Origin of the sequence: Agrobacterium burrii (assembly GCF_017313405.1) — a bacterium.
Classification (GTDB): Bacteria; Pseudomonadota; Alphaproteobacteria; order Rhizobiales; family Rhizobiaceae; genus Agrobacterium; species Agrobacterium burrii.
In genome coordinates this window covers 224,546-250,004 of the sequence record NZ_JAFLNA010000004.1, presented here as the reverse complement: position 1 = coordinate 250,004, position 25,459 = coordinate 224,546, and the positions used below count along the sequence as shown (strand labels likewise).

The window sequence follows — 25,459 nt, the reverse complement described above, 5'->3', positions numbered from 1 at the left end:
CTTGAAGAACCCATTACCCAAAAGCCATTTTCACGCGGCTTTTGGGTAATAAGGTTTAAAACGATGACAGACGGGGAAGGCTGAGACAGCCTCCCCCGCAAGCAATCGCAAGATTACTTAACGTCGACCTTGGCGCCTGCGTCTTCAAGCTTCTTCTTGAGGTCAGCAGCTTCAGCCTTGGAAACAGCTTCCTTGACAGCCTTCGGAGCGCCTTCAACGAGGTCCTTGGCTTCCTTCAGGCCGAGACCCGTGATAGCGCGGACTTCCTTGATGACGTTGATCTTGTTGGCGCCAGCGTCAACCAGGACAACGTCGAACTCGGTCTTTTCTTCTTCAACAACAGCAGCAGCGCCACCGCCAGCAGCAGCAACAGCTACCGGAGCAGCAGCGGAAACGCCCCACTTTTCTTCAAGAAGCTTGGACAGTTCTGCAGCTTCCAGAACGGTCAATGCGGAGAGGTCGTCTACGATCTTTGCGAGATCAGTCATTTGTCAGTTCCTTTAATTCGGTTCGAACCGGTTTGAATAATTACAGCGAAAAACCGCCTTAAGCGGCTTCGTCCTTCTTGGCGTAAGCCGAAAACACGCGTGCAAGCTGGCTTGCAGGTGCGGCGACAACCGTAGCGACGCGAGTTGCCGGGGCATTGAGAAGGCCCAGCAGCTTTGCGCGCAGCTCGTCCAGCGAAGGCAGGGTCGCAAGCGACTTGACTGCTTCGGCGTTGAGCGTGGTTGCACCCATGGAACCGCCGAGAACAACGACTTTATCGTTGGTCTTTGCGAAATCCATAACGACTTTCGGAGCGATCATCGGGTCGACGCTGTATGCAATCAGCGTCTGGCCCTTGAAGAGATTTGTCATCCCTTCCGACTCCGTGCCCTGAAGAGCGATCTTGGCCAGGCGGTTCTTCGCGACCTTGACGGTGCCTCCGGCAGCGCGCATCTTCGAACGGAAGTCGTTCATCTGCGCAACGGTGACACCAGCATAGTGGGCCACGACAACCGAACCGGAAGCCTTGAAGACTTCGTTCAGCTCCGTGACGAATTCGCGTTTTTCCGCTCTTTCCACTGTCTGTCTCCAGTAGACGGGACCACATGATTGTGAACCCGTCGGGTTTGCCTTTGCCCCAGGGGACCTTTTTACAAAGATCCCGAGCGACGCTCGAGGATCCTGTCCCCCGCTCTGTCGCCGCAAACGGCTTCAGGCACAGGCACACCAGGTTCGAACCGGACAGTCAGACATCCTGAAGATGTCTCAAATCCAGCCTCACCCGTCTCATGCAGGTTGAATGATTAAGGCCAGATCCCGAAAGACGTGGCCACCTGCAATCTCGGACAGGAGTTCCGGGTTTCCCCGGAAATCTCCGGCTCCCTGAGAGCCGGAAATTCTTTTAATCACACGCCCCGAAAGACGCGCGAGAATTGATTAAGCCGAAACCGACGAAGGGTCGATCTTGACGCCCGGACCCATGGTCGAGGAGATGGCAACGCGCTTGACGTAGTTGCCCTTGGCGCCCGTCGGCTTTGCCTTGATAACTGCGTCAGCGAAAGCCTTGATGTTCTCTTCAAGAGCCTTGGCGTCGAACGATGCCTTGCCAATGCCAGCGTGCACGATACCGGCCTTTTCGACGCGGAATTCGACAGCGCCGCCCTTGGACGCCTTGACGGCGCCGGCAACATCCATGGTCACCGTACCGACCTTCGGGTTCGGCATCATGCCACGCGGGCCGAGTACCTTGCCGAGACGGCCGACGAGCGGCATCATGTCCGGGGTCGCGATGCAACGATCGAAGTCGATCTTGCCGCTCTGAACGATTTCAACCAGATCTTCCGCACCGACGATGTCAGCACCGGCAGCCGTGGCTTCATCAGCCTTGACCCCACGGGCGAAAACGGCGACGCGAACGTCACGGCCCGTGCCGTTCGGCAGGTTGACAACGCCACGAACCATCTGGTCCGCATGGCGCGGGTCAACGCCGAGGTTCATCGAAACTTCAACGGTTTCGTCGAACTTGGCAACCGCACGCTCCTTGACCATCGAAATGGCGTCGGTGAGAACGTAGAGCTTGTTGGGATCCACGCCTTCGCGGATCTTCTGAATGCGCTTTGCTACCTTGGCCATGATCAACCTACCACTTCCAGGCCCATGGCGCGGGCGGAGCCCTCAACCATTGCCATTGCGCCTTCGATGTCGGCTGCGTTCAGATCCTTCATCTTGGCTTCTGCGATCGTCTTGACCTGAGCCTTGGTGATGGAGCCGACCTTGGCGCCCTTGCCAGGCGTCTTGGAACCGGAGGTGATCTTTGCTTCCTTCTTCAGCCAATAAGTCATCGGCGGCTGCTTCATGATGAAGGTGAAGGACTTGTCCTGGTAATAGGTGATGACGACCGGGATCGGCATACCCTTTTCCATTTCCTGCGTGGCGGCATTGAACGCCTTGCAGAATTCCATGATGTTAACGCCACGCTGACCAAGTGCCGGACCGATCGGCGGGGACGGATTGGCCGACCCAGCCTTTACCTGCAACTTGAGCTGGCCTGCAACTTTCTTAGCCATATCTCTCTGCCTTTCAATTCAAACCGGTTACCCGGCTTCTCTGGCCGGATCGCTCCGGCGGCTGCGGTTGCGTGGTGCGGCGCCCTGCCCCGGCTTAAAGGGCCAGATTGCCTTCCACGCGCTTGGGGTTTCACCCCTCCAGTCAGACCTTCTCGACCTGACTGTATTCCAGCTCGACCGGCGTAGCGCGGCCGAAAATCGACACTTCCACCTTCAGGCGCGAACGCTCTTCGTCGACATCCTGCACCACGCCGTTGAACGACGCGAACGGACCGTCGGAAACGCGAACCTGCTCGCCGATCTCGAACGAAACCGAAGACTTCGGACGCTCGACACCTTCCTGAACCTGACCGAGAATACGATCGGCTTCATAATCGGGAATCGGAACAGGCTTATTGTCCGAACCGAGGAAACCGGTAACCTTCGGCGTGTTCTTGATGAGGTGATAGGCCTCATCCGTCAGATTGGCGCGCACCAGCACGTAACCTGGAAAGAACTTGCGTTCGCTATCGACCTTACGGCCGCGACGCACCTCGACAACCTTTTCGGTCGGCACGAGGATTTTCTCGAAAAGATGATCAAGGCCCTTCTGGCGGGCCTTTTCTTCGATCGACTCAGCGACCTTCTTTTCGAAATTCGAATATGCGTGAACGATATACCAGCGTGCTGCCATTTTTATTCTCCGTTCAATCCTTTGACCGTGCCGTTACCGGCCGACGTTCAGCACGAGGCTCAGCAGCCAGCCGATGAGCTGGTCCGCAGCAAAGAAGAACAGAGCCGCGAAAATGACCATCACCAGCACCATAGCCGTCGAAATCATGGTCTCGCGGCGCGACGGCCAAGTAATTTTAGACGCTTCGGCGCGAACCTGCTGCAGAAACGTAAACGGATTGGTTTTGGATGCCATTGACTGCCCACGCAATTACGGCACGTAAAGCCGAATTAATCAGCCCCACGCACCGCGTGTCTGTTTTGACCTACATAAACACCGATTCCACTTTTAACAAGAGGAAATCGACATTCCGCGAAATTCGCCGGAAATCCGGCATCCATCTGCCTTGCAGCGAAGACCCGCGCTTGCGAATGGAAAGTGGCAGGGGCAGTAAGGCTCGAACTTACGACCTGCGGTTTTGGAGACCGCCGCTCTACCAACTGAGCTATACCCCTTCATCACCGTAACCGGCCGCGAAAATCGCTTGGCCAGTTCGATATGCGTTCCTTTAAGGCGCAGGGAAAAGAATGGCAAGGGTGTTTTTCGTTTTTTCACAATGTCTGGCAAAATACACGGACAAGCCGCCTGCCCCACCCGGCACAATGCCTACTCCTTTGATCTTCCTCATACTCCCCCACAGGAAAAACCCATGAGTATCTATCTCGTCCGTCACGGCCAGACCGAATTTAATGCCGCCCAGCGCTGGCAGGGTCAGGTCGATTCGCCCCTTACGGAATTGGGACGGCAACAGGCCGCACGCATGGGGCGCCGGCTGGCCGGGCTGACCGGAACCGATGAAGCGCATATTTTCTCCAGTCCGCTCGGGCGGGCAAGACAGACCTGTGAGATCATAGCGAGTGAGATTGGCATGATCGACGGCATCACCCTTGATCCCGGCCTGATGGAAATCGGTATGGGCGCTTGGGACGGCATGACGGATTACGAGATCGATCACGAATATCCCGGCCTGCGCGACGGGCTGGATCGGCATGAATGGTTTTTTCACGCGCCTGGCGGCGAAACATTCGAAAAAATGGCGGACCGGGTGAGCCGTAGCCTTGAGACGATCAAACAGAGACAGGCCCGCGATGCGATCATCATCTGCCACGGCATCACCAGCCGGATATTACGCGGCGTTTATGCGAGCCTGCCGAAAGACGAAACACTTCGCCTCGAAGTACCACAGGACGCGTTCTTCCATCTCAGGGATGGTGACATTGCGCGGATCGACTGCTGAGATTTTCTCGCAATAAAAAACCCCGCTGTCTCCAGCGGGGTTTTCTCAAATCCCTTGCGGGAAAAGATTACTCGACGATCGAAGCCACGATGCCGGCGCCGACGGTACGGCCGCCTTCGCGGATAGCGAAGCGCAGCTTTTCTTCCATCGCGATCGGAACGATCAGCTCGACTTCAACAGTGACGTTGTCGCCAGGCATAACCATTTCCGTGCCTTCCGGCAGCGAAACGATACCGGTCACGTCCGTCGTGCGGAAGTAGAACTGCGGACGGTAGTTCGTGAAGAACGGCGTATGACGGCCGCCTTCTTCCTTCGTCAGGATGTAGGCTTCTGCCATGAACTTCTTGTGCGGCTTGACCGAACCCGGCTTGCACAGGATCTGACCACGCTCGACGCCGTCACGGGTTACACCGCGAACCAGCGCACCGATGTTGTCGCCAGCCTGGCCCTGATCGAGCAGCTTGCGGAACATTTCAACGCCGGTAACCGTCGTCTTCGAGGTCGGACGAATGCCGACGATCTCGACTTCTTCACCAACCTTGACGATACCGCGCTCAACGCGACCCGTCACAACCGTACCACGGCCCGAGATCGAGAACACGTCTTCGATCGGCATCAGGAACGGCTGGTCGATCGGACGCTCAGGCGTCGGGATGTAGGCGTCAACAGCGGCCATCAGCTCGCGGATTGCGTCTTCACCGATCTTCTTGTCGGAATCTTCAAGAGCAGCAAGAGCCGAACCCTTGACGATCGGAATATCGTCGCCCGGGAAGTCGTAGGACGACAGAAGTTCGCGAACTTCAAGCTCGACGAGCTCGAGAAGCTCGGCGTCGTCAACCTGGTCGACCTTGTTGAGGAACACGACGATCGCCGGAACGCCAACCTGACGGGCAAGCAGGATGTGCTCGCGGGTCTGCGGCATCGGGCCGTCGGCGGCCGAGCAAACCAGGATCGCGCCGTCCATCTGCGCAGCACCGGTGATCATGTTCTTCACGTAGTCGGCGTGGCCGGGGCAGTCGACGTGCGCGTAGTGACGGGCAGGCGTTTCATATTCGACGTGGGCCGTCGAGATCGTGATGCCGCGAGCCTTTTCTTCAGGCGCAGCGTCGATCTGGTCATACGCCTTGAACTCGCCAAAATACTTCGTGATCGCAGCAGTCAGCGACGTCTTGCCGTGGTCGACGTGACCGATCGTGCCAATGTTGACGTGCGGCTTATTGCGCTCAAACTTGCTCTTTGCCATGTGAATTGCTTCCTGTGAACGTGAAGTAGGTTCCCCGGCGAACCGGTTTGGTGTCGCCGTTTAAGGCTTTGTAAGCGAATGCGCAAGACTTAATTGTGAAAGCCTCTGCGTACGCGCTTCAAGCGTGCCCTGAGGCCCGTATATGGTGTGTTGTTTGCGACATTTAAAACCTCGGGAGGAGGACACCGACGCGAGGCGCGGGCGAACGCTTTCCCGCCATTGCCGATCACTAATTAAGGTATTTTCATCACAACTTCTTTACCTGCACCGCCATGATGGCTTAAGGACAGTCCATCGCCCGGGGGGAGACAGGCGATTGGAACGCGGCGCCAGGCGCCACCCCATGCCATATCTCGATCCGTCGCTTTCCCTCGCGACCTTGTCTATCCGTTTCAGGACCATCCCATGGAAATCTTCACAGCCGCCGGTTTCACGGCATTCTTACAGGTCATTGCGATCGATCTCGTTCTGGCGGGCGACAATGCCATCGTCATCGGCCTTGCCGCTGCGGGGCTTCCCGCCCATCTTCGCCGCAAGGCGATCCTGGTGGGCATCATCGCCGCCACCGTTCTGCGCATCGCCTTTGCCGCCGTCACCGTACAGCTTCTCGCCATTGTCGGCCTGCAATTGTTCGGCGGCCTGCTGCTCGCCTGGGTATGCTGGAAGATGTGGTCCGAACTGCGCGAGGCGGCCGGCTCCATCGAAGACGAGGTGACCGACGAGGAAGCCGATCTGACCAAAGGCCACAAGACCTTCCTGCAGGCCGCGATCCAGATCGTCATCGCCGACGTCTCCATGTCACTGGACAACGTTCTTGCCGTTGCCGGCGCCGCACAGGAACATGTGACGGTACTGGTGATCGGGCTTATCGTCTCGATCGCCCTCATGGGTCTTGCCGCCAACTTCGTCGCCAAACTGCTGCACCGCTATCGCTGGATTTCCTATATCGGCCTGATAGTCATCATCTACGTGGCGCTCAACATGCTCTACCACGGCGTGATCGAAGTCTTGCCTTACATCAAGCCTTATTTCGGCTGAAATCCCCTAAAGCAGCGCATTGTCGAAAGGCCCGGAAACGCAAGTTTTCGGGCCTTTTTTTTGACATGTGGGCATCAAACCTTCTCAATCGCACAGCGGCGCAAGCCGCCCTCGCCGCCCGTAACACCGCACCGTCCGCCTTGAGAACCACTTACCACGAGAGGTATCGGCAGCTACGGGAATCACTCACCGCGCGTGCTGCAACATACGGACAAGACAGGGAAATCATGATTTCTCGCCTATGGCTTTTGGCAATTGAGGTCAGCCACGAGCAAGCCTAGGGAGCTAGTAATAAGTCATAATAATAAAAAGAAAGGTAAAGCTGCCAATGGCTTATGACTGGAGCGGCGGTCGTACCCGCCGCCTTAGACGGGTGAAGCTTGGCGTTGTCGCAAGCTCTCTCATCCTGCTGGCGCTTCTTGCGTCGCTCGTTCTTGGCTGAACGCGCCGCGCGCGCAATCCAACGCTGACCGGCGGCATGGCAAGGTTTTATGACCGCCCTGCCGCCGCTCCTTTAAGGGCAGCCGACGGCGATCAGGATTTCTTCTTTTCCACGCAATGAACCGGCTTCTTCATCTCCGGATCCGCCATCAGATCGTAAAGATCGGCCTCCTCACCCTTCGACCACCAGACATGGACGCCGCCCTGATATCTGGCCCCCGATCCTGAAATGACATTCGCTGCAACAATGACGCCATCCTTCAACCCCAGTCGCACGAGGCTGATCTCGCCGGCATTAAAATAAACGGCCTCCACCGTGTCGGCGGCGCATTGATAGACAGCCTCGACCTTCTCAATCGTCGTGTCCTTCGGAAGCGGAATCACCAGATCTTCCGCCAGAGCGCTGGAAGCTACCGGTGACGACAAGATTGCAAGACACGTGACGGCGATGGATTTTCTCATGACGACCCTTTCCTGATCCGGTCGAAACATAAGGTCACGACAGCAAAGCCAAAATTGGGCCAACCGTCCTCACTTTTGGAATGTCCGGGAATATAAACGACGGAGACATACCGCAGCTATCGGCGACACATGTCAATCCGCTGCCCGTTCGTGCCGGCGGTCGCAACAGCCGCCCTTACCAATACATCCAATAAGCGACGCCAAGAATCACCGCCCACATCAGCAATGATATGGTCAGCACCGCGAGATAGTTTCGAAATCGTCTGGTCATCCGCCCACATTGCCGGTCGGCCGTCATGGGACAGCCTTCACCGTTGAATTGCTGGATGCGGGCCGAACCGCAGGATCAACTCTTTCTACCAAGATACTGAATCACAGACTATTCGCAGATTTTACCCGCCCGAAAACGGGGTTGTCCGATGCCCAGGATTTGTACCCGCCTGCAAGAAGTCACCCCCCTTTACGCACGATCATAATGCGGGCATTGCCCCACCTGGTGATGGCGATGGACAGTGCACGAACAAAACCCCGCCATTATCGGCAGGGTCTGCAAAAAGCGATAAGGGCGCACAACTTCGGAGGTGGCGCAAACACGGACTCACCGGCTGAAACGGCACTCCGCCTGTCGGTATGATTTTGGAATCATCCTGATGGTCGGGCGACGGCAGTCAGTCGCCGCCCCGCCCCTTGTCAGCTCTTCAGCGCCGTGTTGCACAGGCTCCAGTAGCCGCCGCCCTTCTGAATCCATTTCAGATCGCCGAGCGTGCCGTCATCCTTGTTCTTGTGATAGGAATCGACACAGGTCTTCAGGCGAGCCTTGCCGGGCGTTTCGCTTGAGTATTTCTTATCGACAGCACTCGGAAAAGCGACGCCCTTCGGGGCCTTTATCGTCGCTTTTTCGGGTTCTTTGTCGGGTGTGGCCGCGACCTGCTTATTGTCAGCGGCATCTTCAGCCGCCGCGTCGCTGCCGCAGAACTTGGCGCGATAGTCGTTCCACTTGACGTCCTTCGCGGACCCGTCGGTTTTCGCCGCCTGATATTTCACGCTGCACTCTTTCATGGTGAGTGCGGCTGCGGGGGAGACGAACGCTGCAGATGCCAGCAGCGCAAAGGATGAGAGAATGACAACCCTGTTAAACATTGAAGACTCCCGTTTGCATGATTGCCGGCCGACTATCCGACCGGATTTTCCGCTTGTCAACGAGCAGTGCGGGAAGGACGAAAAGTCAAATTGACGAGGGAATGAAACGCGTTCACGGGACACGGCATCTTCCTGATGGAGACGGCATCATGCCGGCTCACATTTGCGCGTGGACGCGTCATGCCTAACAGCCGTCGCAGGCAACCTCTCCAATCCCGCCGCCTCACCTTTTTGCCAATCCCGAAGAATCACGTGTTCGTGTGGCGTCAACCCTCTCAGGGAACGAATTTCCTAAATTTTCGTTAGCATCCCGAACGAATAACGAGGATTTATCGATGTTGAGGATGCCGAAGACTATCTCCGCACTCGCTCTTGGCGTCGCATTATCTGGCGCTTCCGTCATGCCCGCCCACGCGCTCAGCCTCATACAGCCGGCCTATGAACCGCCGGAACAGGCGCAGGATTTGAACCAGCGCGGCTACCCCGCATCCGCCTTCGCCGCGGGAAAGGGTGAAGAAGCTACGTCCAACGGTTACGCCCTGTCACAGGCGGAGATAAACCACGTCAAATGGTGTGCGGCGCGATACACCTCCTACCATCCGACCGATAACAGCTATATGGCCCCTGCGGGGACACGCACCCAATGTCTTTCTCCCTACTGACTTGGCCGTAAGAACAGCCACCTAAAATGACGGGCGACATCTCACGCGTTGTCGGCAGCAGGATTTGATCACTCATCTTCCGGCATGAAACCGCCGATCTGGCGTTTCCAGAGCCGGGCAAACAGCCCGTTCCGCTCGACCAGATCCTCCGGCCGCCCCTCTTCGACAATCCGGCCGTGATCCAGCACGATGATCCTATCCATTCTGGCGATGGTAGACAGGCGGTGCGCGATCGCGATCACGGTTTTGCCTTCCATCACAAGATTGAGCTTTTCCTGAATAGCGGCTTCGGACTCGCTGTCCAGCGCAGATGTGGCCTCATCGAGGATCAGGATGGGCGCATCTTTCAAGAGTACCCGAGCGATGGCGACCCGCTGACGCTGCCCGCCGGAAAGCTTGATGCCGCGGTCCCCGACAAACGCCAGATACCCTTTTCGGCCCTCGCTATCGGCAAGATCAGCGATGAAAGCATCGGCCTTGGCCACTATCGCCGCCCGCTCGATATCTTCCTGCCTCGCCTCCGGCCGCCCGTAGCGAATATTGTCGCCGACGGAACGGTGCAGTAGCGCTACATCCTGGGCGATAACCCCGATATTACGGCGCAGACTCATCTGCGTGACATCACGGATATCCTGACCGTCGATGCGAATTGCACCCTCCTGAATGTCGTAAAACCGCAGGAGCAGATTAACCAGCGTCGTTTTTCCAGCTCCCGACAGACCTACAAGTCCAACCTTCTCCCCGGCGCGCACGGTCAGCGACAGATCATCAATCACCGGCCTGCCTGACTTATAAGCAAAGCGGATATGGTCGAAATCAATATTCCCATGCGAAACACTCAGTTCCGCAGCGCCTGCCCTGTCAGTAATGGTGGGCGGCGTCGTCATGACAGGCATGGCGTCCTTGATGGTGCCGATCGCCTGAAATATCTGCTGCCCCATCTGCAGGAAGGTGAATGTGTGCCCAGACAGGCGTTGCAGAATATAGACGGCACCGACAAACTCCCCAACCGTGAGGAAGCCCTTCACCAAACCGGAAAAACCGACCGACAAAATCGCCAGCCATAACGCCATGTTGAGCGCCACGACGACCAGTTCGGACGCGCGGTAGACACGCTGCTCCCTGTGTTGCGTCTGCACCGCCTTCATCAGGATGCGGCGGATTGCGCCCGCCTCGCTATCTTCAGCGGCGAATTGCTTGATCATCTGCATATTGCTGTAGAGATCGGTGATCGCGCCCGAGACAAGGCTCTTTTGTTTGGCCGAACGGCGTGACCGCTCCGTGAAGACGGGAGCCAGTTTAACGGCGAGAACCACATTCAGCACGATCCAGACCAACACCGGCAGAGCCAGTTGCCAGGATAGTGCGGCCAGCAGAACCAGAGAGCCGACCATCTGTAACAGGAAGCGCGGTCCTGTCTGGAATGCATTGATGATCTGCTGCTGGACCGCCGACGACACCTGTGAAAGACGCGAGGCGACCTGCCCGGCATAAAGCTCATGGAAAAATGCCAGATCCTGCCGCTCCACGGCCTTGTGGCCCTGCCACTGAATGGCCGCCGGCATCGCGATGCCAAGGGTGTGCGAATTGAGCGTGTTAAGAAGAAATGACGCGATCGGCATGGCGGGAAAAATCAGCAGTCCGAGGACAGCGAGCAGCCGCCATTCATTGCGCAGAAAAGCCTCCGCTCCCTGCGCCGTCACGCCATCAACGATGACGGACAATCCCCAGATGATGGAGAGATTGATGGCTTCCACCGCCATGGAGGACAAAGCAAGTGCGATAAGGACGCCGCGAAACATCGCGATAAAATGCAGCAGCACCGCCACGGGGCCTTTCGACGGCAACGGGCGGAAAGGAATGTCAAGCGGCCGTATCAGCCTCTCGAAAGGGCGGAAGATCGTATCTGAAATCGACATGGGCCTCTCGGATCAAGCTTGGCATCGACGGGGAGGAATCAGCTACGCGCCCGGCATCGAACCATGATCGGCCCTTGATCTCAATTGCAAAGAATGGCCGGCGCTGCCTTCGCGGCCAGGCACCAGAACTTAACGTCAAATGTGCGGATGAGCCGATGCGGATCATCGGCCGGTAAAACAAATGCCGATGGCTACGACTGCGCGTATCCGCACATACGATAAAAGCGCTTAAAAATCTAAGCTTTGTACGCGATACATAATGCTGGGAAGAGTAAATGGAGCGGGTGCCCCGAACCTGCTCTGAAAGTCTGCGAGTGTCTTGCCTCGCCATTGGGAGGCAAGTTTTCGGTATGGTGACAGCATCGCAGTAACGACACCATCATTCGCGTTGTTGATGGCCGACGATGTCTGATTCAATGCGGTGCGTCCAGTCAGGAACAGAGATCCGAAAATAATGGAGGAGAATGATTTCAACATCTTCATTAATTACAGCAGTGTCTTCTACAATGAATTGGAATTACCCCAACCTTCATCAAAACCGCCCTTCGCTATGATCGTCATTAAATATGGATTTGTACTCAACAAGCGCTTCGATAGTGGATTTAATATCCAAATTATATTCTAGATTCTGCCTTTCAAAATCCCTCAAAACAATAATACTATCATCAATACAATAATTTGTCCGAGACATTCCATAGAATGTTTCAAAAATATTTTTTAACCATAGCTTTTACCACATTTTGCCTTTTTAAACTATTCTATCAAAATATATCCTGAAACGTTTATCGTTTTTCCATAGTAAAAAGTAGACAAAAATGCCGATATTCTTTCTTCTGAATCATTGTCAATACGCGACAAAATCGCGATAACTTCTTTTTCCGTTCTGTTTTCTGGCGATTTGTACTTCACTTGACAGGCCTCCCTTTAGCCGTGAACGGCCCAGCACGGATAAGTGCATTTTCCTCGGACTGCCGCAGCTCGTTCCAAGAAGACGGAAGAAGACTGCAGGAACAATCAAGCTGACACCGCTCCGGCTATCCGAACTAGGTTTCGGTGCCCGGGTGTACGACCGGCTATTTTGTGAATTCTTGTGAAAGAAGTTTCATACTCTTCTTATCAAACCGCGATGTAAATCCGTCCCAATGCTGAGCACGAAGCTCCGGCCCTTCCAACCAAATTTCAATCACCACGCTGGTATTTGGCTCTTTTACTGCCTCTTGATACTTAATCGTCAGATTAGTATTCTTAATTGAAGCCAGAGTGCATGCTAATAGACAACCCGTCGGTTCACGTAGCACCAAATTCAGGAGACCTGCAGCCGAAAGCCTGTCTGCCGATTTGCATGTGTAGAGTTCTATGGAACCGTAATCCAACTCCACAGATTGTTTGCAATCCGCAGGAGCAATGAGCGATTCTAAATTGTTATAGTGGCTTAACATCGGCCCAGCCTTTCTCTACTCGATCCAACAGTTAGAACTGTGTTCCATCTTCCTTACCCGGTAACATCGAGGTCTTCGCGTCGTTCGATGACAGGCGGTTGATCTGGTCCAAGCCCTGCTCAATATCGCGAATATTGGCGACCTCACCCTTCATGCCGGGAAAAGCCGCTGCGAATGAACCGTTTCGCCCGGCCGGTTGACCGTTAAGGTAGATATCCGAGATGGCAGCAAGGTGATCGCGTTTCTTAGCCAACGACGGGTCCAAACCCTCAGCCAGTTTTTTCTTGGCCTCGTCACGCAGTCGTCGGGCATCCGCCAGCCCCACCGTCGGGCACGCCCCAATCGTCAGCGTTTTTCGTTTCCCGAAAAAATCATAATCAAACCGCCAAGACTTTCCGCCAGCAACCGATATATAGAGGTAAAGCCCCTTCTCATCAGATAGCTTCTGCGGCTTGCTGTCGGCTTTGGCGTTCTTAACCTGAAAGTCTGTCAGTGCCATTTTACGGTATCGGCTTTCCACCACGATGACGAATACCGTAATTTTTACCGACAAAAGTGCTGGATGTCACTGCATACCGTTGCACGACCTTACGCACGCGCGAGGCAAAAACGCTGAAAAATCAACGCTTTTTGACGTCATTGATCTTGTTGGAAAGGTCGCTGGAGCGGGTAGCGGGAATCGAACCCGCGTATTCAGCTTGGAAGGCTGCTGCTCTACCATTGAGCTATACCCGCGGTGGTGATTTCGATCCGTGCAGAATGGTGGAGGGAGTTGGATTTGAACCAACGTAGGCGTAGCCAACGGATTTACAGTCCGTCCCCTTTAACCACTCGGGCATCCCTCCAGCTTTCTGCTAGGATCGAGCTACCAAGCTCTTCAGATTTCGCTGCGGCGAAGCGCCGTTGCGTCGTCTGTGGCGCGTATATGACGGCCTCGTTCGTTTCTGTCAACACGCCCTTTCACGAATTTTCGGGAAAAAATTCAAACATCTTTACAGCCCTGTGGATTATCGCAGGGGCTGGTGCGCGCCTCTTCCCGGAGATATAAGGCGGCATGAGCAAAGACGATCCCAACGACAAATCCACCCGCGACACGCACTACGCCACCCTGCGCCGTGCCGTGCGCGACGCCAAACGCGAAAGGGGCGAAATCCCCACTCCGCCACAGCAGAGGCGCAGAAGCCGCAGCGCGGACGACTGGAAGCCGCCGCAGCTTGCGCCGGATCAGGTGCATCTTTACGGCCTGCATACCGTGCGTGCGGCGCTGTCCAATCCCGAACGGCAGATCGTCAAGCTCTCCGTCACCCAGAACGCGCTTGCGCGTCTGGATATCGGCGAGGCGGATGCCCAGCCCTTCCCGGTCGAAATGGTTTCCCCGCAGGATATCGACAAGGTCCTCGGCCCCGAGGCGATCCATCAGGGTGTGATGCTGGAAACCAGGCCGCTGCCGGTCAAGAAGCTCGATGCGCTGAAGAAAAGCCCACTGATCCTCGTGCTCGATCAGGTCACCGACCCGCACAATGTCGGCGCCATCATGCGCTCGGCGGTCGCCTTCAACGCCGGCGCCGTCATCACCACCATGCGCCACAGCCCGACCGAGTCAGGCGTACTGGCGAAATCCGCATCCGGCGCGCTGGAACTCATTCCCTATATCCAGGTCACCAATCTGGCCGATGCGCTGGGCGAGTTGCACAAGCTTGGCTTCTTTTCGGTCGGGCTGGATTCGGAAGGCCCCGGCCCCATCGAACAGACTTTCAGCGGCGCAAAAATTGCGCTGGTGCTGGGAGCCGAAGGCAAGGGCCTGCGCCAGAAGACGCGAGAAACCGTCTCGGCGCTCGCCCGTCTCGATATGCCCGGCGAGATCAAATCGCTCAACGTGTCGAATGCGGCGGCCATCGCCCTCTACGCAACGCAGCAATTTCTGGGCAAAGCGTCGTCCTGACGCTTGCCCTTCCTTGCGAAATCGCAAAGCGCAACGCATGCTGCGCCTTTCTCATTCGCAAGGAGCAAATCTCGACATGACCGACCTGCCCATCAAACCGACCGGCGAGCTAACCCTGCGGACGCTCGCCATGCCGGCCGACGCCAATCCGGCCGGTGATATTTTCGGCGGCTGGGTCATGTCGCAGATGGACTTGGCGAGCGGCATCCGCGCAGCGGAACGCTCGCGCTGTCGCGTGGTTACGGCGGCGGTCAAGGAGATGGCCTTCGAACTGCCGGTAAAGATCGGCGATACTTTGTCCATCTATACCGATATCGCCCGCGTCGGCCGCACCTCCATCACATTGACGGTTGAGGCCTGGGCGCAGCGGTCGCGTTTCGACAAGCTGGAAAAGGTCACCGCCGGCACCTTCATCATGGTGGCCATGGACGAAAACGGGCAGCCGACGCCCATTCCTCCGGGGGAGTAGGCACGATGGAGGCCGCCGTCAACGCCGCAGAAGCCTATTCGCACATCCGTGCCGTCATGGGCATGGTGGTCGGCCTCAGCCTCGCCCGCCTGCTGACCGGCCTTGCCGGTTTCGTGCAACATCCAAAAAAGGAACACATCTATCCGCTGCATCTCGGCTGGGTGGCGTTCCTGTTTCTGATGCTGGTGCATTTCTGGTGGTGGGAACACCGGCTTTCCGCCACCGGCCACGTGCTGGGCTTCGGCGCCTTCCTGTTTCTCATCCTGTTCTGCTCGCTGTTTTATTTCCTCTGCGTGCTGCTGTTTCCGACTGAGATGAAGGAATACAAGGGATATGAGGACTACTTCTTTTCCCGCAAAAGCTGGTTCTTCGGTTTTCTGGCAGCGCTTTTCGTCACCGATGTCGGTGACACGCTGCTGAAGGGACAGGACTATCTTGCAACGCTCGGCCCGGAATATCTCATCCGTACCGCCATTTACGTCGTTCTTTTCACGTCCGCTGCCTTCATCGGCAACCGCCGCTTCCACCGCTTCCTCGTCGTCTTCGCGCTGATCTACCAGATCGCCTGGATTTTCCGCACCTACGACCTGCTGGCCTGAAGACCACAACGCCCTGATGCCGTCATTGTGTCGCGGTGACATTTCGCCGCGACTATGGCATTCCGGCCTTATGGGATACATTCGCAGGATCATGCAGGACAGAAGCTCAGCTGGCGCCATCGCCACGCTGGCCGTCCTGCTTTTCCTTTTGCAGGGTCTCGCCAATGGTCTGACCAGCGGCAACATGGCGATGGCCGCGCTCGCGGCGGATGAGGTCATCTGTTCCAGCCACATGCCGGAAGGCCCCGCAAAGCAGGACCCGGCGGGCAAGATTGCCGCCGACTGCTGCGGAACGCTGTGCCGACTGGCATCAGCCACCATTGCCACTCTTCCGGTTACGCCTGTCGAACGCGCAGACACGATCGTTACGACGGACGAAGTCGCCTTTTTGAACTTCGACGCGGCATTGCCGCCATCGCCGCCCAATCTGGAATCGCGCCCACGCGCACCGCCCCTCCCTCCGCAGAACTGAAACACTCCCGGCCTGCCGGAAATCACTCTTCTTGCGGAGACATCCATGTCCGTTACGACCTCTTTCGAGGGCGAGCGCGCGCCTGCGCATTCCTCGTCCATCAATCTTTACCGCGCCGTGTGGCGCTGGCATTTCTATGCCGGTCTCTTCGTCCTGCCCTTCATGATATCGCTCGCCGTCACCGGCGCCCTTTATCTCTTCCGGGACGAATTCGATAACCTCATCCATTCGGATTTGAAGCGGATAGAGGTGGTGCAGAACGCACCGAAAGCGCTGCCTTCCGAAATCGTTGCCACTGCGCTGACTGCGGTTCCAGGCACGGCTGTCAAATATACGACCCCGGCCGATCCCGGCGCATCGACGGAAATCACCGTCAATACGGCGGATGGCAAGCGCGCCGTCTACGTCAATCCCCATACGGCTGAGGTTGCCGGCTCCCTGCCGGATCGCGGCACCGTCATGTGGACGATCCGCTATCTCCACAGCCTGAAATATTTCGGCACCTATGCCCGCTATCTGATCGAGATCGCCGCCGGTTGGTCCATCCTTCTCGTCGCCACCGGCATCTATCTCTGGTGGCCGCGAAAACAGACCGGCGGTGTCGTCACCGTGCGCGGCACGCCGAAAAAGCGGGTCTTCTGGCGCGATACCCATGCCGTCACCGGCATCTTCGTCGGACTTTTCATCGTCTTCCTCGCCGTCACCGGCATGCCCTGGTCGGGCGTCTGGGGCGCGAAGGTCAATGAATGGGCGAATGGCAGCAATTTCGGATATCCGGCCGGCGTCCGCACCGATGTTCCGATGTCCGGCGACCATCTCGATCACGTGGCCAAAACAAGCTGGTCGCTGGAACAGGCAAAAATCCCGGAATCCATCGCACCAGCCACCGGCCAACCGGTCGGAATCGACGCGGCCATGGCGCGTTTCGACGCCTTGGGCCTCGCTGCCGGTTACGCCGTCGCACTGCCCACCAAATCGTCCGGTGTCTATAGCGGCTCCGCCTATCCTGACGATCTGACGCAGCAACGCGTCGTCCACCTCGATCAATATAGCGGCGAACCTCTGATCGATATGAGCTACGCCGATTACGGTCCGCTCGGCAAGGCGCTGGAATGGGGCATCAACGTGCATATGGGCCAGCAATATGGCCTCGCCAACCAGATCGTGCTGCTGGCCGCCTGTTTCGGCATCGTCCTGCTTGCCGTGTCCGCCGGTATCATGTGGTGGAAACGCCGCCCGCAAGGCTCGCTCGGCGTGCCGCCCCTGCCGCAGGAAAAACGTGTGCTGCGCGGGCTCCTCGCTGTGCTCGCCATCGTCGGCATCCTTTTCCCGCTGGTGGGTGCGAGCCTGCTGGTGATGCTGGCGCTGGACCTGATCGTGCAGTCTCGCCAGAAGCGGCGGGCCGTTTAAAAAGGCATCCTCTAAAATGAAAACAGCCGGGCGAAAATCCCGGCTGTTTCCCTCGATATCAAAGAAAGCCCGACCTAGAACATCGTATTGTTGTTCGCCGCCGTCTCCGGCACCGGCTGGATCACATCCCAATGTTCGGTGATCTTGCCATCCGTGACGCGGAAGATGTCGACAATCGCCCTGCCGCGATCACCGTCGCTCTCTGTCGAATGAATATGCAGATAGACGAGGTCGCCATCCGTGGCGCTGCGGACAATCCGTGCTTTCGACTGCGGGTTTTCCTTAAAGAACCCCGTAAAATAATCGACAAACGGCTTCTTGCCGTCAGGTACATTGGGGTTGTGCTGCTTATAGCTGTCGACAACAACGGCAGCACCCTTCTCCACCTCGTGCTTGTTGAAGACAGTGTCGTAAAATTCGATCACCAGCTTGCGGTTGGCTTCTTCCTGAGCCAGATCGCGGTTTGCTGTTTGCGCCAGAACCGGCGCGGCCACCAAAGCGGGTACGAGGGCGAAAGCGGCGATGGCAAGACGACGTGTTACAAAATTCATGGGTGGTACCTCTCAATAACCGACGGTGAAACGCTGGCGGGAATGCTGCGGCTTCTCGATTTCATCGACAAGCGCGATGGCATAATCTTCGAAGGAAATACGGCTGCCTTCGTCATTGCTGAGCAGGCTGTCCTTGCCGATCCGGAATTTGCCGGTTCTTTCCCCCGGCACAAATTCGGCTGAGGGTGACAGGAAGGTCCAGTCAAGCTGCTTTTCCTGTTTCAGCAGATCCAGAAACTCCGCGCCCTTGGTTGCCTCGGCCTTGTAGGCGGCCGGGAAATCCGGAAGATCGACCACGCGCTGGCCGGGCGCGATTTCAAGGCTGCCGGCACCGCCGACCACGAGATAACGCTGAACGCCGGAAGCGCGTACCGCCTCGATGAGCTTCAAGGGATCGCTGGCAGTAAAGTGCACCGAGCTTATCACAGCATCGTGACCCCTCAGCAGCTCAGAAAGCGCCGCCTGATCGAAGACATCGCCCTTTTTGGCCACCACATTCGGCAGGCTGGCGATCTTCTCAGGAGCGCGGGCAATCGCCGTTACCTGATGCCCCCGGTCGGAAAGTTCCTTCAAAATGCGGGAGCCGGCATTGCCGGAAGCGCCGACGAGCGCGATTTTAGCCATGGCTTCTGTCCTTTCGTCACAATCGTTATCGGTCTAGATAATAGACCGCGAAAGAGAGCTATGATATCGCAACCATAGTCGCAAGAAGTCAGCGGCGGCTGATCTGGTCACATGGCGATGACCTTAAAGGGTGAAAAAGGGCAAGGGGTAGAACAGTGTCGGACACGCAAACAAAGGAAATCTTCACCTTCGAGCAGCCCTGCCCGATCCGCGACGTGTTGGACCGCATCGGCGATCAGTGGAGCCTGCTGGTTTTGGAGGCCCTGCAGGGCGGCGTGCTACGCTTCAACGAACTGAATCGCAGGATCGACGATATTTCCAAGCAGATGCTGTCGCGCACGCTGAAGCGGCTGGAAGAAGACGGCTTCATCCGCCGCACGCTTTATGCCGAAGTGCCGCCGCGTGTGGAATACGAACTCACCAATCTCGGCCGCTCATTTCTGGTGCCGATGCAATTGCTGGTGCAATGGGCCGACGAGAACCACGTTCGTATCTGCAAGGCGCGCCTGCAATATTCCGAAAACGACAATCGCGGCTGATCGGATTGCCGGCACGGGCGGGGTCGCAAACCGTACCTAGGCCAGACGATAGACCTTGCAGACCAGCCCTTCCGGCTGACGATAGGTCGTGAAGCCCATAGCCTCGTAATAATTCTGCCCGAGCCTGTTATCCGCGCCGATGCTGGCATCGATATTTTTCAGGCCACGAGCCTCCGCCGCCTTTCCGGTTGCCGTAAAGAGCGCGGACCCCACGCCCCCTCGCGCCGCATGCGGACTGACATGGGTGCCGATGATACCCCAGCCTTCCGCCACGCCGTAGGGATTGTCCGCCCGCGCGTAACGCAGCGACTGGAAGCCCAGAATACGCCCGTCCCCGTCCTCGGCGACCGAACACTCGATACGGTCGGCATGCCGGATGTAATTTTCCAGCACCTCACCGATATCAGTCGGTGCCTTTCGGAGGCCTGCCGAGAATATCTCGTTCTGGACCGCCGCCATTCCAGCCGCATCATCGTCTCTCGCAGGGCGTATCTTCATCGATGTATCAACCTCATACTTGCGACTGCTGATATATTGTCCGGGGCCGCAGCCTCACCATGCGGGATCAGGAGCGGAAAATGAAGGACGCACCGAAAGCGATCAGGGCAAAACCGATCACATGATTGATGGTGATGCTCTCCTTCAGCCAGAAGATCGAGAACAGCGCAAAAACCGCGAGTGTAATGACTTCCTGAATGGTCTTGAGCTGCGCGGTGGAATAGACCTCCGAGCCGATGCGGTTCGCCGGGACGGCGAGCATATATTCGAAGAACGCGATGCCCCAGCTTGCGATGATCGCCAGGAAGAGCGCGCTGCCCTTGTGCTTGAGGTGGCCATACCAGGCGAAAGTCATGAAAACGTTTGAGGCGACGAGCATCAGGACAGGCCAGATGTGGGCGGGACTGATCGAGAACGGCATGATGATTCCTGAAAATTGGGAGGGATGTCATGAAAGGCAGTTTGAAAACGCAACCATCATTCTGCCGGTAGGGATTTGCTCTAGCGCATCGCAGCGAAAACCGGAATCGATTTTCGGCATGTTCCGATAAAGCTGCATTCAGCCGCTACGCAACGCATCCGCCCGAATTTCGTTCCGGACACTTCGTTTCCTTTTTGTACTCATTTTTTCACGTCCTCCCCTTCCCTTTGCGCGTGACTCCCTCCATATTTCGCGCATGGCCAGATCACCGAAAAATCCCCCGTCCTCGCCCTCCGGCTTTGAGGAAGCCCCGCAATCGTCGTTCGAAGGCGCACCGCTCAGCGGCAGCGTCGCCGATTGGGTGAAGCAGCTGGAGGCGGAAGCCGAGGCGGGTTCGGTGGAAACCCAGCGCGAAGTCGCCTCGAAAGCCGGCAAACACCGCAAGAAGATCGAGATCGAGGCCCGAAAGGAAGCCGAGAAGGCAGCCTCCAAGACAGCAAAGAACACCACCGCGTCCAAAACCGCACGCGGCGTTTCCATCGGCGCATCGAGTGATCCGAAAACCCGCGCGGCGGCCGGTCTCAATCCGGTGGCGGGCATGGACATGTCGCTGGAGGAGGCCGCCAACCTCGCGCCCGGCGCCGTCACGGCTACCGTCGAGGCGCTGTCGGCGCTGATCGAGAGCGGCAATCCGCTGTTCAAGGACGGCAAGATGTGGACGCCGCACCGGCCCGCCCGTCCGCCGAAATCGGAAGGCGGTGTTACAATCCGCATGGACTCTGAGTACCTGCCGGCCGGCGACCAGCCGACCGCGATTGCAGACCTCGTGGAAGGCATCAATTCCGGCGAGCGCAGCCAGGTGCTGCTCGGCGTTACCGGCTCCGGCAAGACCTTCACCATGGCCAAGGTCATCGAGGCAACCCAGCGCCCAGCCGTCATCCTCGCCCCCAACAAGACGCTGGCGGCGCAGCTCTATTCCGAATTCAAGAACTTCTTCCCCGACAATGCGGTGGAATATTTCGTTTCCTACTACGATTATTACCAGCCGGAAGCCTATGTGCCGCGCTCCGACACCTTCATCGAGAAGGAATCCTCTATCAACGAACAGATCGACCGGATGCGCCACTCCGCCACCCGCTCGCTGCTGGAGCGCGACGACTGCATCATCGTCGCTTCGGTCTCCTGTATCTACGGTATCGGCTCGGTGGAAACCTACACCGCCATGACCTTCCAGATGCAGGTGGGCGACCGGCTGGACCAACGCCAGCTTCTGGCCGACCTGGTGGCCCAGCAATACAAGCGGCGCGACATGGATTTCCAGCGCGGTTCGTTCCGTGTGCGCGGTGATACCATCGAAATCTTCCCGGCCCACCTTGAGGATGCCGCCTGGCGGATCTCGATGTTCGGCGACGAGATCGATTCCATCACCGAATTCGACCCGCTAACGGGCCAGAAGACCGGCGACCTGCAATCCGTCAAGATTTACGCCAATTCGCACTATGTCACCCCGCGCCCGACGCTGAACGGCGCGATCAAGTCGATCAAGGAAGAGCTGCGGGTTCGTCTCGCCGAGCTGGAGAAAGCCGGTCGCCTGCTGGAAGCCCAGCGACTGGAGCAGCGCACCCGCTACGATATAGAGATGCTGGAAGCGACCGGCTCCTGCGCCGGCATTGAGAACTATTCGCGTTACCTCACCGGCCGCAACCCCGGTGAGCCGCCACCGACTTTGTTCGAATATATCCCTGACAACGCGCTGCTGTTCATCGATGAAAGCCACGTCTCGGTCAGCCAGATCGGCGGCATGTATCGCGGCGACTTCAGGCGCAAGGCGACGCTGGCCGAATATGGCTTCCGCCTGCCCTCCTGCATGGACAACCGACCGTTGCGATTCGAGGAATGGGACGCGATGCGCCCGCTCACCGTCGCAGTTTCGGCCACCCCCGGCTCATGGGAAATGGAGCAGTCGGGCGGCGTCTTCGCCGAACAGGTCATCCGCCCGACCGGCCTCATCGATCCGCCGGTGGAAGTGCGTTCCGCCCGCAGCCAGGTGGACGACGTGCTCGGCGAAATCCGCGAGACCGCCGCCAAGGGTTATCGCACGCTCTGCACCGTGCTGACCAAACGCATGGCCGAAGACCTGACCGAATATCTGCACGAACAGGGCGTGCGCGTGCGTTACATGCACTCGGATATCGACACGCTTGAGCGTATCGAGATCATCCGCGACCTGCGCCTCGGCGCTTTCGACGTTCTCGTCGGCATCAACCTGTTGCGCGAAGGCCTCGATATTCCCGAATGCGGTTTCGTGGCGATCCTCGATGCCGACAAGGAAGGTTTCCTGCGCTCGGAAACCTCGCTGATCCAGACCATCGGCCGCGCCGCCCGTAACGTCGACGGCAAGGTCATCCTCTACGCCGACAACATCACCGGCTCGATGAAACGGGCGATGGAGGAAACCTCCCGCCGCCGCGAAAAGCAGATGGCCTATAACACCGAACACGGCATTACGCCGGAATCGGTCAAGGCGAAGATCTCGGATATTCTTGATTCAGTTTATGAGCGCGACCACGTAAGGGCCGATATTTCAGGCGTTTCCGGCAAGGGCTTCGCCGATGGCGGCCACCTCGTCGGCAACAATCTGCAGGCCCATCTCAACGCGCTGGAAAAATCCATGCGCGATGCCGCCGCGGACCTCGACTTCGAAAAAGCCGCCCGCCTGCGCGACGAAATCAAACGCCTCAAGGCCGCCGAACTGGCCACCATGGATGACCCCATGGCCAAGGAAGAAGCCCGCGCTGTTGAAGGCGGCGGAAAAAACAACAGACGCAGCCGCTTGCCAATCTCCCCCCCTGAGGGGGAGATGTCCGGCAGGACAGACGGGGATGAGCCACCCGCCGCAACCTCCCTCTTCGCCAAACCCGAACTGGACGAGATGGGTCCCGGCTCGGATGCTGGAAAGCCGCTGTTCCGCCGAAACACACTGGACGAAATGACCGTCGGCCGCACCGAAAAACCGGTGCGCGGCGAGGTTCCCGGCAAGCCCGAGACTGAAGCCGGCAAACGTTTCTCACCCCTGCTGGAAGGCCAGCCGGAGCGCGCGACGGACGATCCGAGGCCGCTGGTACGCGGCAAAGTCGGCGCAGGGTCTTATGAGGACCCCGGCGAACAGAAACGGAAAAGCCGGACGAAAGGGAAGACGGGACGGCCGGGACGCTGACCCGGACGACAGGCCGAACAGGCCCAATAGTTTCGAACACTGCTTCAGCTTCTTGCGCTGCAGGATGATCGTTCCGGGAGATAGCCAGAGCGCTACGTGCTCTGGCGACAACGACTAGCTTTCGCAGCGGCTGACCCGCGTCGCAATCTGCGCTGCTCCAAACACCTTCACCAGATCCGCATCGACGGACATCGGGATATAGTCCTCGTTTTCCGCGGGCTTGATATAGGTCGAGAAATAGATTGGCCCACTCGGCAGAGTGCCGGCGACGCAGACCCGCAATATCTCTATCTCCGTGCTGCCGCGGATACGCGGCCCATCAATGCGCGAGCGGCGCACCTTCTCCTGCAATGCAGTGAGCCGTGCAATATCCTCGGGCTTTATTCTCCACACGCTTGTGCCCCATCCGGCCCGGCTTTTTACGTTGAAGCGTGCGCGATCAGCCTCAGCCATATTTTCTTCGATCAGCCCGAATGTTTCGACAGACTTGTCCTTCACCCCATCAGTGGCGCTACGGATGATCATCACCGCATCACTGGAGCGTAATGAAAGGAAGGTTGGGAGCTGCAACCCCACCCGCACATGCTCAAAATTCATCGTCAGAAAATCGAGTCGCATCAGCTTGGGAATACTGGAAATCGGCGTGGTCATGCAGCCGGAGAGGAATACGAGCAAAATAAGCAATGGTTTGAAACGCGATAATGTCAATGTCATCATGAAACCTTGAAGGCTATGGCGCGATATGAACGACCGCCGCATCGAGGTTTCCGAAGCTGAAGCCATTAGATCGCCCGCAAACTTGCAAGGAGAGCATTACCGCAACATTATGCCCAGACCACGCGGTTCCCGCGATGTTGATTATCGTCTGGAAATGGCGGCAGGGAGACACGGCATGCATCGAAAAAATCTGGCAGCCTTCTGCCTTTTGCTTTCCTGCGGACCAGCCTTCTCCGGCCAGATCGAGGATGCCACTTTCCACAGCGCCGCCCTCAACGCACCGCTTGCCGTCAACATCTACCGCCCGGATGGCGCGCCGCCGGAAAACGGCTGGCCGGTGCTGTATCTCCTGCACGGCCATGATGGCGACCAGAACAGCTGGCGCGATCTTGGCAATATCGAAAAGACGCTCGATACCCTGATCGCGGCAGGCGCCATCCGCCCGCTGGTGGTTGTCATGCCCGGTGTCAAAAACAGCTGGTATGTCGATTCCGCCGCCGTTGGCGGTCCGGGCGACTACGAAACTGCCCTGACCGGCGATCTGCGCCACCAGATCGAAAAAACCCTGCCGGTGCGGAAAGATCGCGAAGGCCGCGCCATTGCCGGCCTTTCGATGGGCGGTTTCGGCGCATTGCATCTGGCCTATGGTCACGAAGACCTCTATGGCGCCGTCGCCAGCCTGTCGGGCGCGATCTGGCAGAACGTGCCCGCCTCCGATCTCGACAAGACACCCGCTGAACTCAAGCTCATTCAGGACAGTGCCTTCTTTCACCGCATCGACCGCACCACCGTCACCAGCGGCATCGTGCTGCCCTCCACCGGCGACCATTTCTCCGGCGCCTTCGGCACGCCTTTCGATGCAAGGCTCTTTAATGAAAAGAACGTCTTCACCCTCGTCGCACAACACGTCGCCGAAAGCCAGGATCTGCCCGCCACCTATCTGACCGTCGGCGACGATGACGGCTTCTTCCTCTGGCGCGGCGCCATCGCCCTGCATGAAACGCTACAGGCCGACAAGCGCAAATCCGAGCTGCGGGTCACCGATGGCGATCACGTCTGGTCGGTGTGGAAAGTCTCGATCATAGATGCGCTGAAATTCATCGATAGCGAATGGGACAAGGCGGCGGATGTCGCGCAAGATTGAGGAACCCGCTT

27 protein-coding genes, 3 tRNA genes and 2 pseudogenes are annotated in these 25,459 nt (G+C 57.7%); 11 read left to right on the top strand and 21 right to left on the bottom strand.

Annotated features, from left to right (window positions below; all coding sequences use genetic code 11):
• Positions 1 to 113: 113 nt before the first annotated feature.
• The 7 genes from rplL to JZX89_RS10085 all read right to left on the bottom strand — a co-directional run bounded on the left by rplL (position 114) and on the right by JZX89_RS10085 (position 3,719).
• Positions 114 to 488, bottom strand: coding sequence for a 50S ribosomal protein L7/L12 (rplL, locus tag JZX89_RS10115; RefSeq protein WP_149901713.1), 375 nt, complete (start codon positions 486 to 488; stop codon positions 114 to 116).
• A gap of 58 nt (positions 489 to 546) precedes the next feature.
• A complete protein-coding gene (gene rplJ, locus JZX89_RS10110) occupies positions 547 to 1,065 on the bottom strand; it encodes a 50S ribosomal protein L10 (protein WP_003507705.1) in 519 nt (172 codons plus the stop codon).
• Between the two features lie 357 nt (positions 1,066 to 1,422).
• A complete protein-coding gene (gene rplA, locus JZX89_RS10105; RefSeq protein ID WP_149901712.1) occupies positions 1,423 to 2,118 on the bottom strand; it encodes a 50S ribosomal protein L1 in 696 nt (231 codons plus the stop codon).
• Positions 2,119 to 2,120: 2 nt separating this feature from the next.
• Positions 2,121 to 2,552, bottom strand: a complete 432-nt coding sequence (gene rplK, locus JZX89_RS10100) for a 50S ribosomal protein L11 (RefSeq protein ID WP_045024949.1) — start codon at positions 2,550 to 2,552, stop codon at positions 2,121 to 2,123.
• A gap of 142 nt (positions 2,553 to 2,694) precedes the next feature.
• Entirely contained in the window at positions 2,695 to 3,225 is a 531-nt protein-coding gene (gene nusG, locus JZX89_RS10095; RefSeq protein ID WP_149901711.1) for a transcription termination/antitermination protein NusG, read from the bottom strand.
• A 33-nt stretch (positions 3,226 to 3,258) separates the two neighbouring features.
• On the bottom strand, positions 3,259 to 3,459 hold the full coding sequence (gene secE / locus JZX89_RS10090; protein WP_003523719.1) for a preprotein translocase subunit SecE: 201 nt from the start codon (positions 3,457 to 3,459) through the stop codon (positions 3,259 to 3,261).
• Between the two features lie 184 nt (positions 3,460 to 3,643).
• Positions 3,644 to 3,719 (bottom strand) — tRNA-Trp (locus tag JZX89_RS10085).
• Between the two features lie 194 nt (positions 3,720 to 3,913).
• On the opposite strand from JZX89_RS10085, the gene JZX89_RS10080 reads away from it, so the two are divergent.
• Positions 3,914 to 4,501 carry a histidine phosphatase family protein gene (locus tag JZX89_RS10080; RefSeq protein WP_149901710.1) on the top strand — a complete coding sequence of 196 codons (588 nt, stop codon included), beginning with the start codon at positions 3,914 to 3,916 and terminating at the stop codon, positions 4,499 to 4,501.
• A 67-nt stretch (positions 4,502 to 4,568) separates the two neighbouring features.
• Here the strand turns inward: JZX89_RS10080 and tuf are convergent, their stop codons facing one another.
• Entirely contained in the window at positions 4,569 to 5,744 is a 1,176-nt protein-coding gene (gene tuf / locus JZX89_RS10075; protein WP_174373528.1) for an elongation factor Tu, read from the bottom strand.
• A 405-nt stretch (positions 5,745 to 6,149) separates the two neighbouring features.
• On the opposite strand from tuf, the gene JZX89_RS10070 reads away from it, so the two are divergent.
• Positions 6,150 to 6,782: a TerC family protein gene (locus tag JZX89_RS10070; RefSeq protein WP_149900272.1), complete on the top strand. Its 633-nt coding sequence runs from the start codon at positions 6,150 to 6,152 to the stop codon at positions 6,780 to 6,782.
• Positions 6,783 to 7,316: 534 nt separating this feature from the next.
• Here JZX89_RS10070 and JZX89_RS10065 read toward each other — a convergent pair.
• Positions 7,317 to 7,685: an MliC family protein gene (locus tag JZX89_RS10065; RefSeq protein WP_207133982.1), complete on the bottom strand. Its 369-nt coding sequence runs from the start codon at positions 7,683 to 7,685 to the stop codon at positions 7,317 to 7,319.
• 690 nt (positions 7,686 to 8,375) lie between these two features.
• Positions 8,376 to 8,825 (bottom strand): hypothetical protein, encoded by a 450-nt coding sequence (locus JZX89_RS10060; protein WP_149900269.1) that lies wholly within the window; start codon positions 8,823 to 8,825, stop codon positions 8,376 to 8,378.
• 335 nt (positions 8,826 to 9,160) lie between these two features.
• On the opposite strand from JZX89_RS10060, the gene JZX89_RS10055 reads away from it, so the two are divergent.
• Positions 9,161 to 9,487 carry a BA14K family protein gene (locus JZX89_RS10055; RefSeq protein WP_207133981.1) on the top strand — a complete coding sequence of 109 codons (327 nt, stop codon included), beginning with the start codon at positions 9,161 to 9,163 and terminating at the stop codon, positions 9,485 to 9,487.
• 68 nt (positions 9,488 to 9,555) lie between these two features.
• On the opposite strand, the gene JZX89_RS10050 is transcribed toward JZX89_RS10055, so the two are convergent.
• From JZX89_RS10050 to JZX89_RS10025, 6 genes and pseudogenes are all read right to left on the bottom strand, one after another.
• Entirely contained in the window at positions 9,556 to 11,406 is a 1,851-nt protein-coding gene (locus JZX89_RS10050; protein WP_207133980.1) for an ABC transporter ATP-binding protein, read from the bottom strand.
• A 1,073-nt stretch (positions 11,407 to 12,479) separates the two neighbouring features.
• Positions 12,480 to 12,845, bottom strand: coding sequence for a hypothetical protein (locus tag JZX89_RS10045; protein WP_207133979.1), 366 nt, complete (start codon positions 12,843 to 12,845; stop codon positions 12,480 to 12,482).
• Between the two features lie 40 nt (positions 12,846 to 12,885).
• Positions 12,886 to 13,068 (bottom strand): annotated as a pseudogene (locus JZX89_RS10040) (POTRA domain-containing protein); the annotation flags it as partial.
• A gap of 27 nt (positions 13,069 to 13,095) precedes the next feature.
• Positions 13,096 to 13,344: pseudogene (locus tag JZX89_RS10035) on the bottom strand (Arm DNA-binding domain-containing protein); the annotation flags it as partial.
• Between the two features lie 162 nt (positions 13,345 to 13,506).
• Positions 13,507 to 13,580 (bottom strand) — tRNA-Gly (locus tag JZX89_RS10030).
• 25 nt (positions 13,581 to 13,605) lie between these two features.
• A tRNA-Tyr gene (locus tag JZX89_RS10025) sits at positions 13,606 to 13,690 on the bottom strand.
• A 209-nt stretch (positions 13,691 to 13,899) separates the two neighbouring features.
• Between JZX89_RS10025 and rlmB the strand changes: the two genes are divergently transcribed.
• The 5 genes from rlmB to JZX89_RS10000 all read left to right on the top strand — a co-directional run bounded on the left by rlmB (position 13,900) and on the right by JZX89_RS10000 (position 17,737).
• On the top strand, positions 13,900 to 14,787 hold the full coding sequence (gene rlmB, locus JZX89_RS10020; protein ID WP_153515109.1) for a 23S rRNA (guanosine(2251)-2'-O)-methyltransferase RlmB: 888 nt from the start codon (positions 13,900 to 13,902) through the stop codon (positions 14,785 to 14,787).
• Between the two features lie 76 nt (positions 14,788 to 14,863).
• Entirely contained in the window at positions 14,864 to 15,256 is a 393-nt protein-coding gene (locus JZX89_RS10015; RefSeq protein ID WP_149900265.1) for an acyl-CoA thioesterase, read from the top strand.
• A 5-nt stretch (positions 15,257 to 15,261) separates the two neighbouring features.
• Positions 15,262 to 15,855 carry a hypothetical protein gene (locus tag JZX89_RS10010; protein ID WP_149900264.1) on the top strand — a complete coding sequence of 198 codons (594 nt, stop codon included), beginning with the start codon at positions 15,262 to 15,264 and terminating at the stop codon, positions 15,853 to 15,855.
• Positions 15,856 to 15,925: 70 nt separating this feature from the next.
• On the top strand, positions 15,926 to 16,327 hold the full coding sequence (locus JZX89_RS10005; RefSeq protein WP_149900263.1) for a DUF2946 family protein: 402 nt from the start codon (positions 15,926 to 15,928) through the stop codon (positions 16,325 to 16,327).
• Positions 16,328 to 16,372: 45 nt separating this feature from the next.
• Positions 16,373 to 17,737 carry a PepSY-associated TM helix domain-containing protein gene (locus tag JZX89_RS10000; protein WP_207133978.1) on the top strand — a complete coding sequence of 455 codons (1,365 nt, stop codon included), beginning with the start codon at positions 16,373 to 16,375 and terminating at the stop codon, positions 17,735 to 17,737.
• A gap of 74 nt (positions 17,738 to 17,811) precedes the next feature.
• Here JZX89_RS10000 and JZX89_RS09995 read toward each other — a convergent pair whose 3' ends face one another.
• The gene (locus JZX89_RS09995) at positions 17,812 to 18,288 is read right to left on the bottom strand and encodes a nuclear transport factor 2 family protein (RefSeq protein WP_149900261.1); all 477 of its coding nucleotides are present in this window, start codon (positions 18,286 to 18,288) and stop codon (positions 17,812 to 17,814) included.
• A 12-nt stretch (positions 18,289 to 18,300) separates the two neighbouring features.
• A complete protein-coding gene (locus JZX89_RS09990) occupies positions 18,301 to 18,912 on the bottom strand; it encodes an NAD(P)-dependent oxidoreductase (RefSeq protein WP_153515106.1) in 612 nt (203 codons plus the stop codon).
• Between the two features lie 155 nt (positions 18,913 to 19,067).
• On the opposite strand from JZX89_RS09990, the gene JZX89_RS09985 reads away from it, so the two are divergent.
• Positions 19,068 to 19,451 (top strand): winged helix-turn-helix transcriptional regulator, encoded by a 384-nt coding sequence (locus JZX89_RS09985; RefSeq protein WP_142840194.1) that lies wholly within the window; start codon positions 19,068 to 19,070, stop codon positions 19,449 to 19,451.
• A 36-nt stretch (positions 19,452 to 19,487) separates the two neighbouring features.
• Here the strand turns inward: JZX89_RS09985 and JZX89_RS09980 are convergent, their stop codons facing one another.
• Both JZX89_RS09980 and JZX89_RS09975 read right to left on the bottom strand, forming a co-directional pair.
• Positions 19,488 to 19,910, bottom strand: a complete 423-nt coding sequence (locus JZX89_RS09980) for a GNAT family N-acetyltransferase (RefSeq protein WP_207134045.1) — start codon at positions 19,908 to 19,910, stop codon at positions 19,488 to 19,490.
• 106 nt (positions 19,911 to 20,016) lie between these two features.
• Positions 20,017 to 20,370, bottom strand: coding sequence for a DMT family protein (locus tag JZX89_RS09975; protein WP_003495099.1), 354 nt, complete (start codon positions 20,368 to 20,370; stop codon positions 20,017 to 20,019).
• A gap of 256 nt (positions 20,371 to 20,626) precedes the next feature.
• On the opposite strand from JZX89_RS09975, the gene uvrB reads away from it, so the two are divergent.
• Complete coding sequence (uvrB, locus tag JZX89_RS09970) at positions 20,627 to 23,587, top strand: excinuclease ABC subunit UvrB (RefSeq protein ID WP_207133977.1); 2,961 nt, start codon at positions 20,627 to 20,629, stop codon at positions 23,585 to 23,587.
• A gap of 114 nt (positions 23,588 to 23,701) precedes the next feature.
• Here the strand turns inward: uvrB and JZX89_RS09965 are convergent, their stop codons facing one another.
• Positions 23,702 to 24,370, bottom strand: a complete 669-nt coding sequence (locus tag JZX89_RS09965) for a hypothetical protein (RefSeq protein ID WP_246746687.1) — start codon at positions 24,368 to 24,370, stop codon at positions 23,702 to 23,704.
• A 109-nt stretch (positions 24,371 to 24,479) separates the two neighbouring features.
• Here JZX89_RS09965 and JZX89_RS09960 point away from each other — a divergent pair, with 109 nt between their 5' ends.
• A complete protein-coding gene (locus JZX89_RS09960; RefSeq protein ID WP_207133976.1) occupies positions 24,480 to 25,448 on the top strand; it encodes an alpha/beta hydrolase in 969 nt (322 codons plus the stop codon).
• Positions 25,449 to 25,459: the final 11 nt, after the last annotated feature.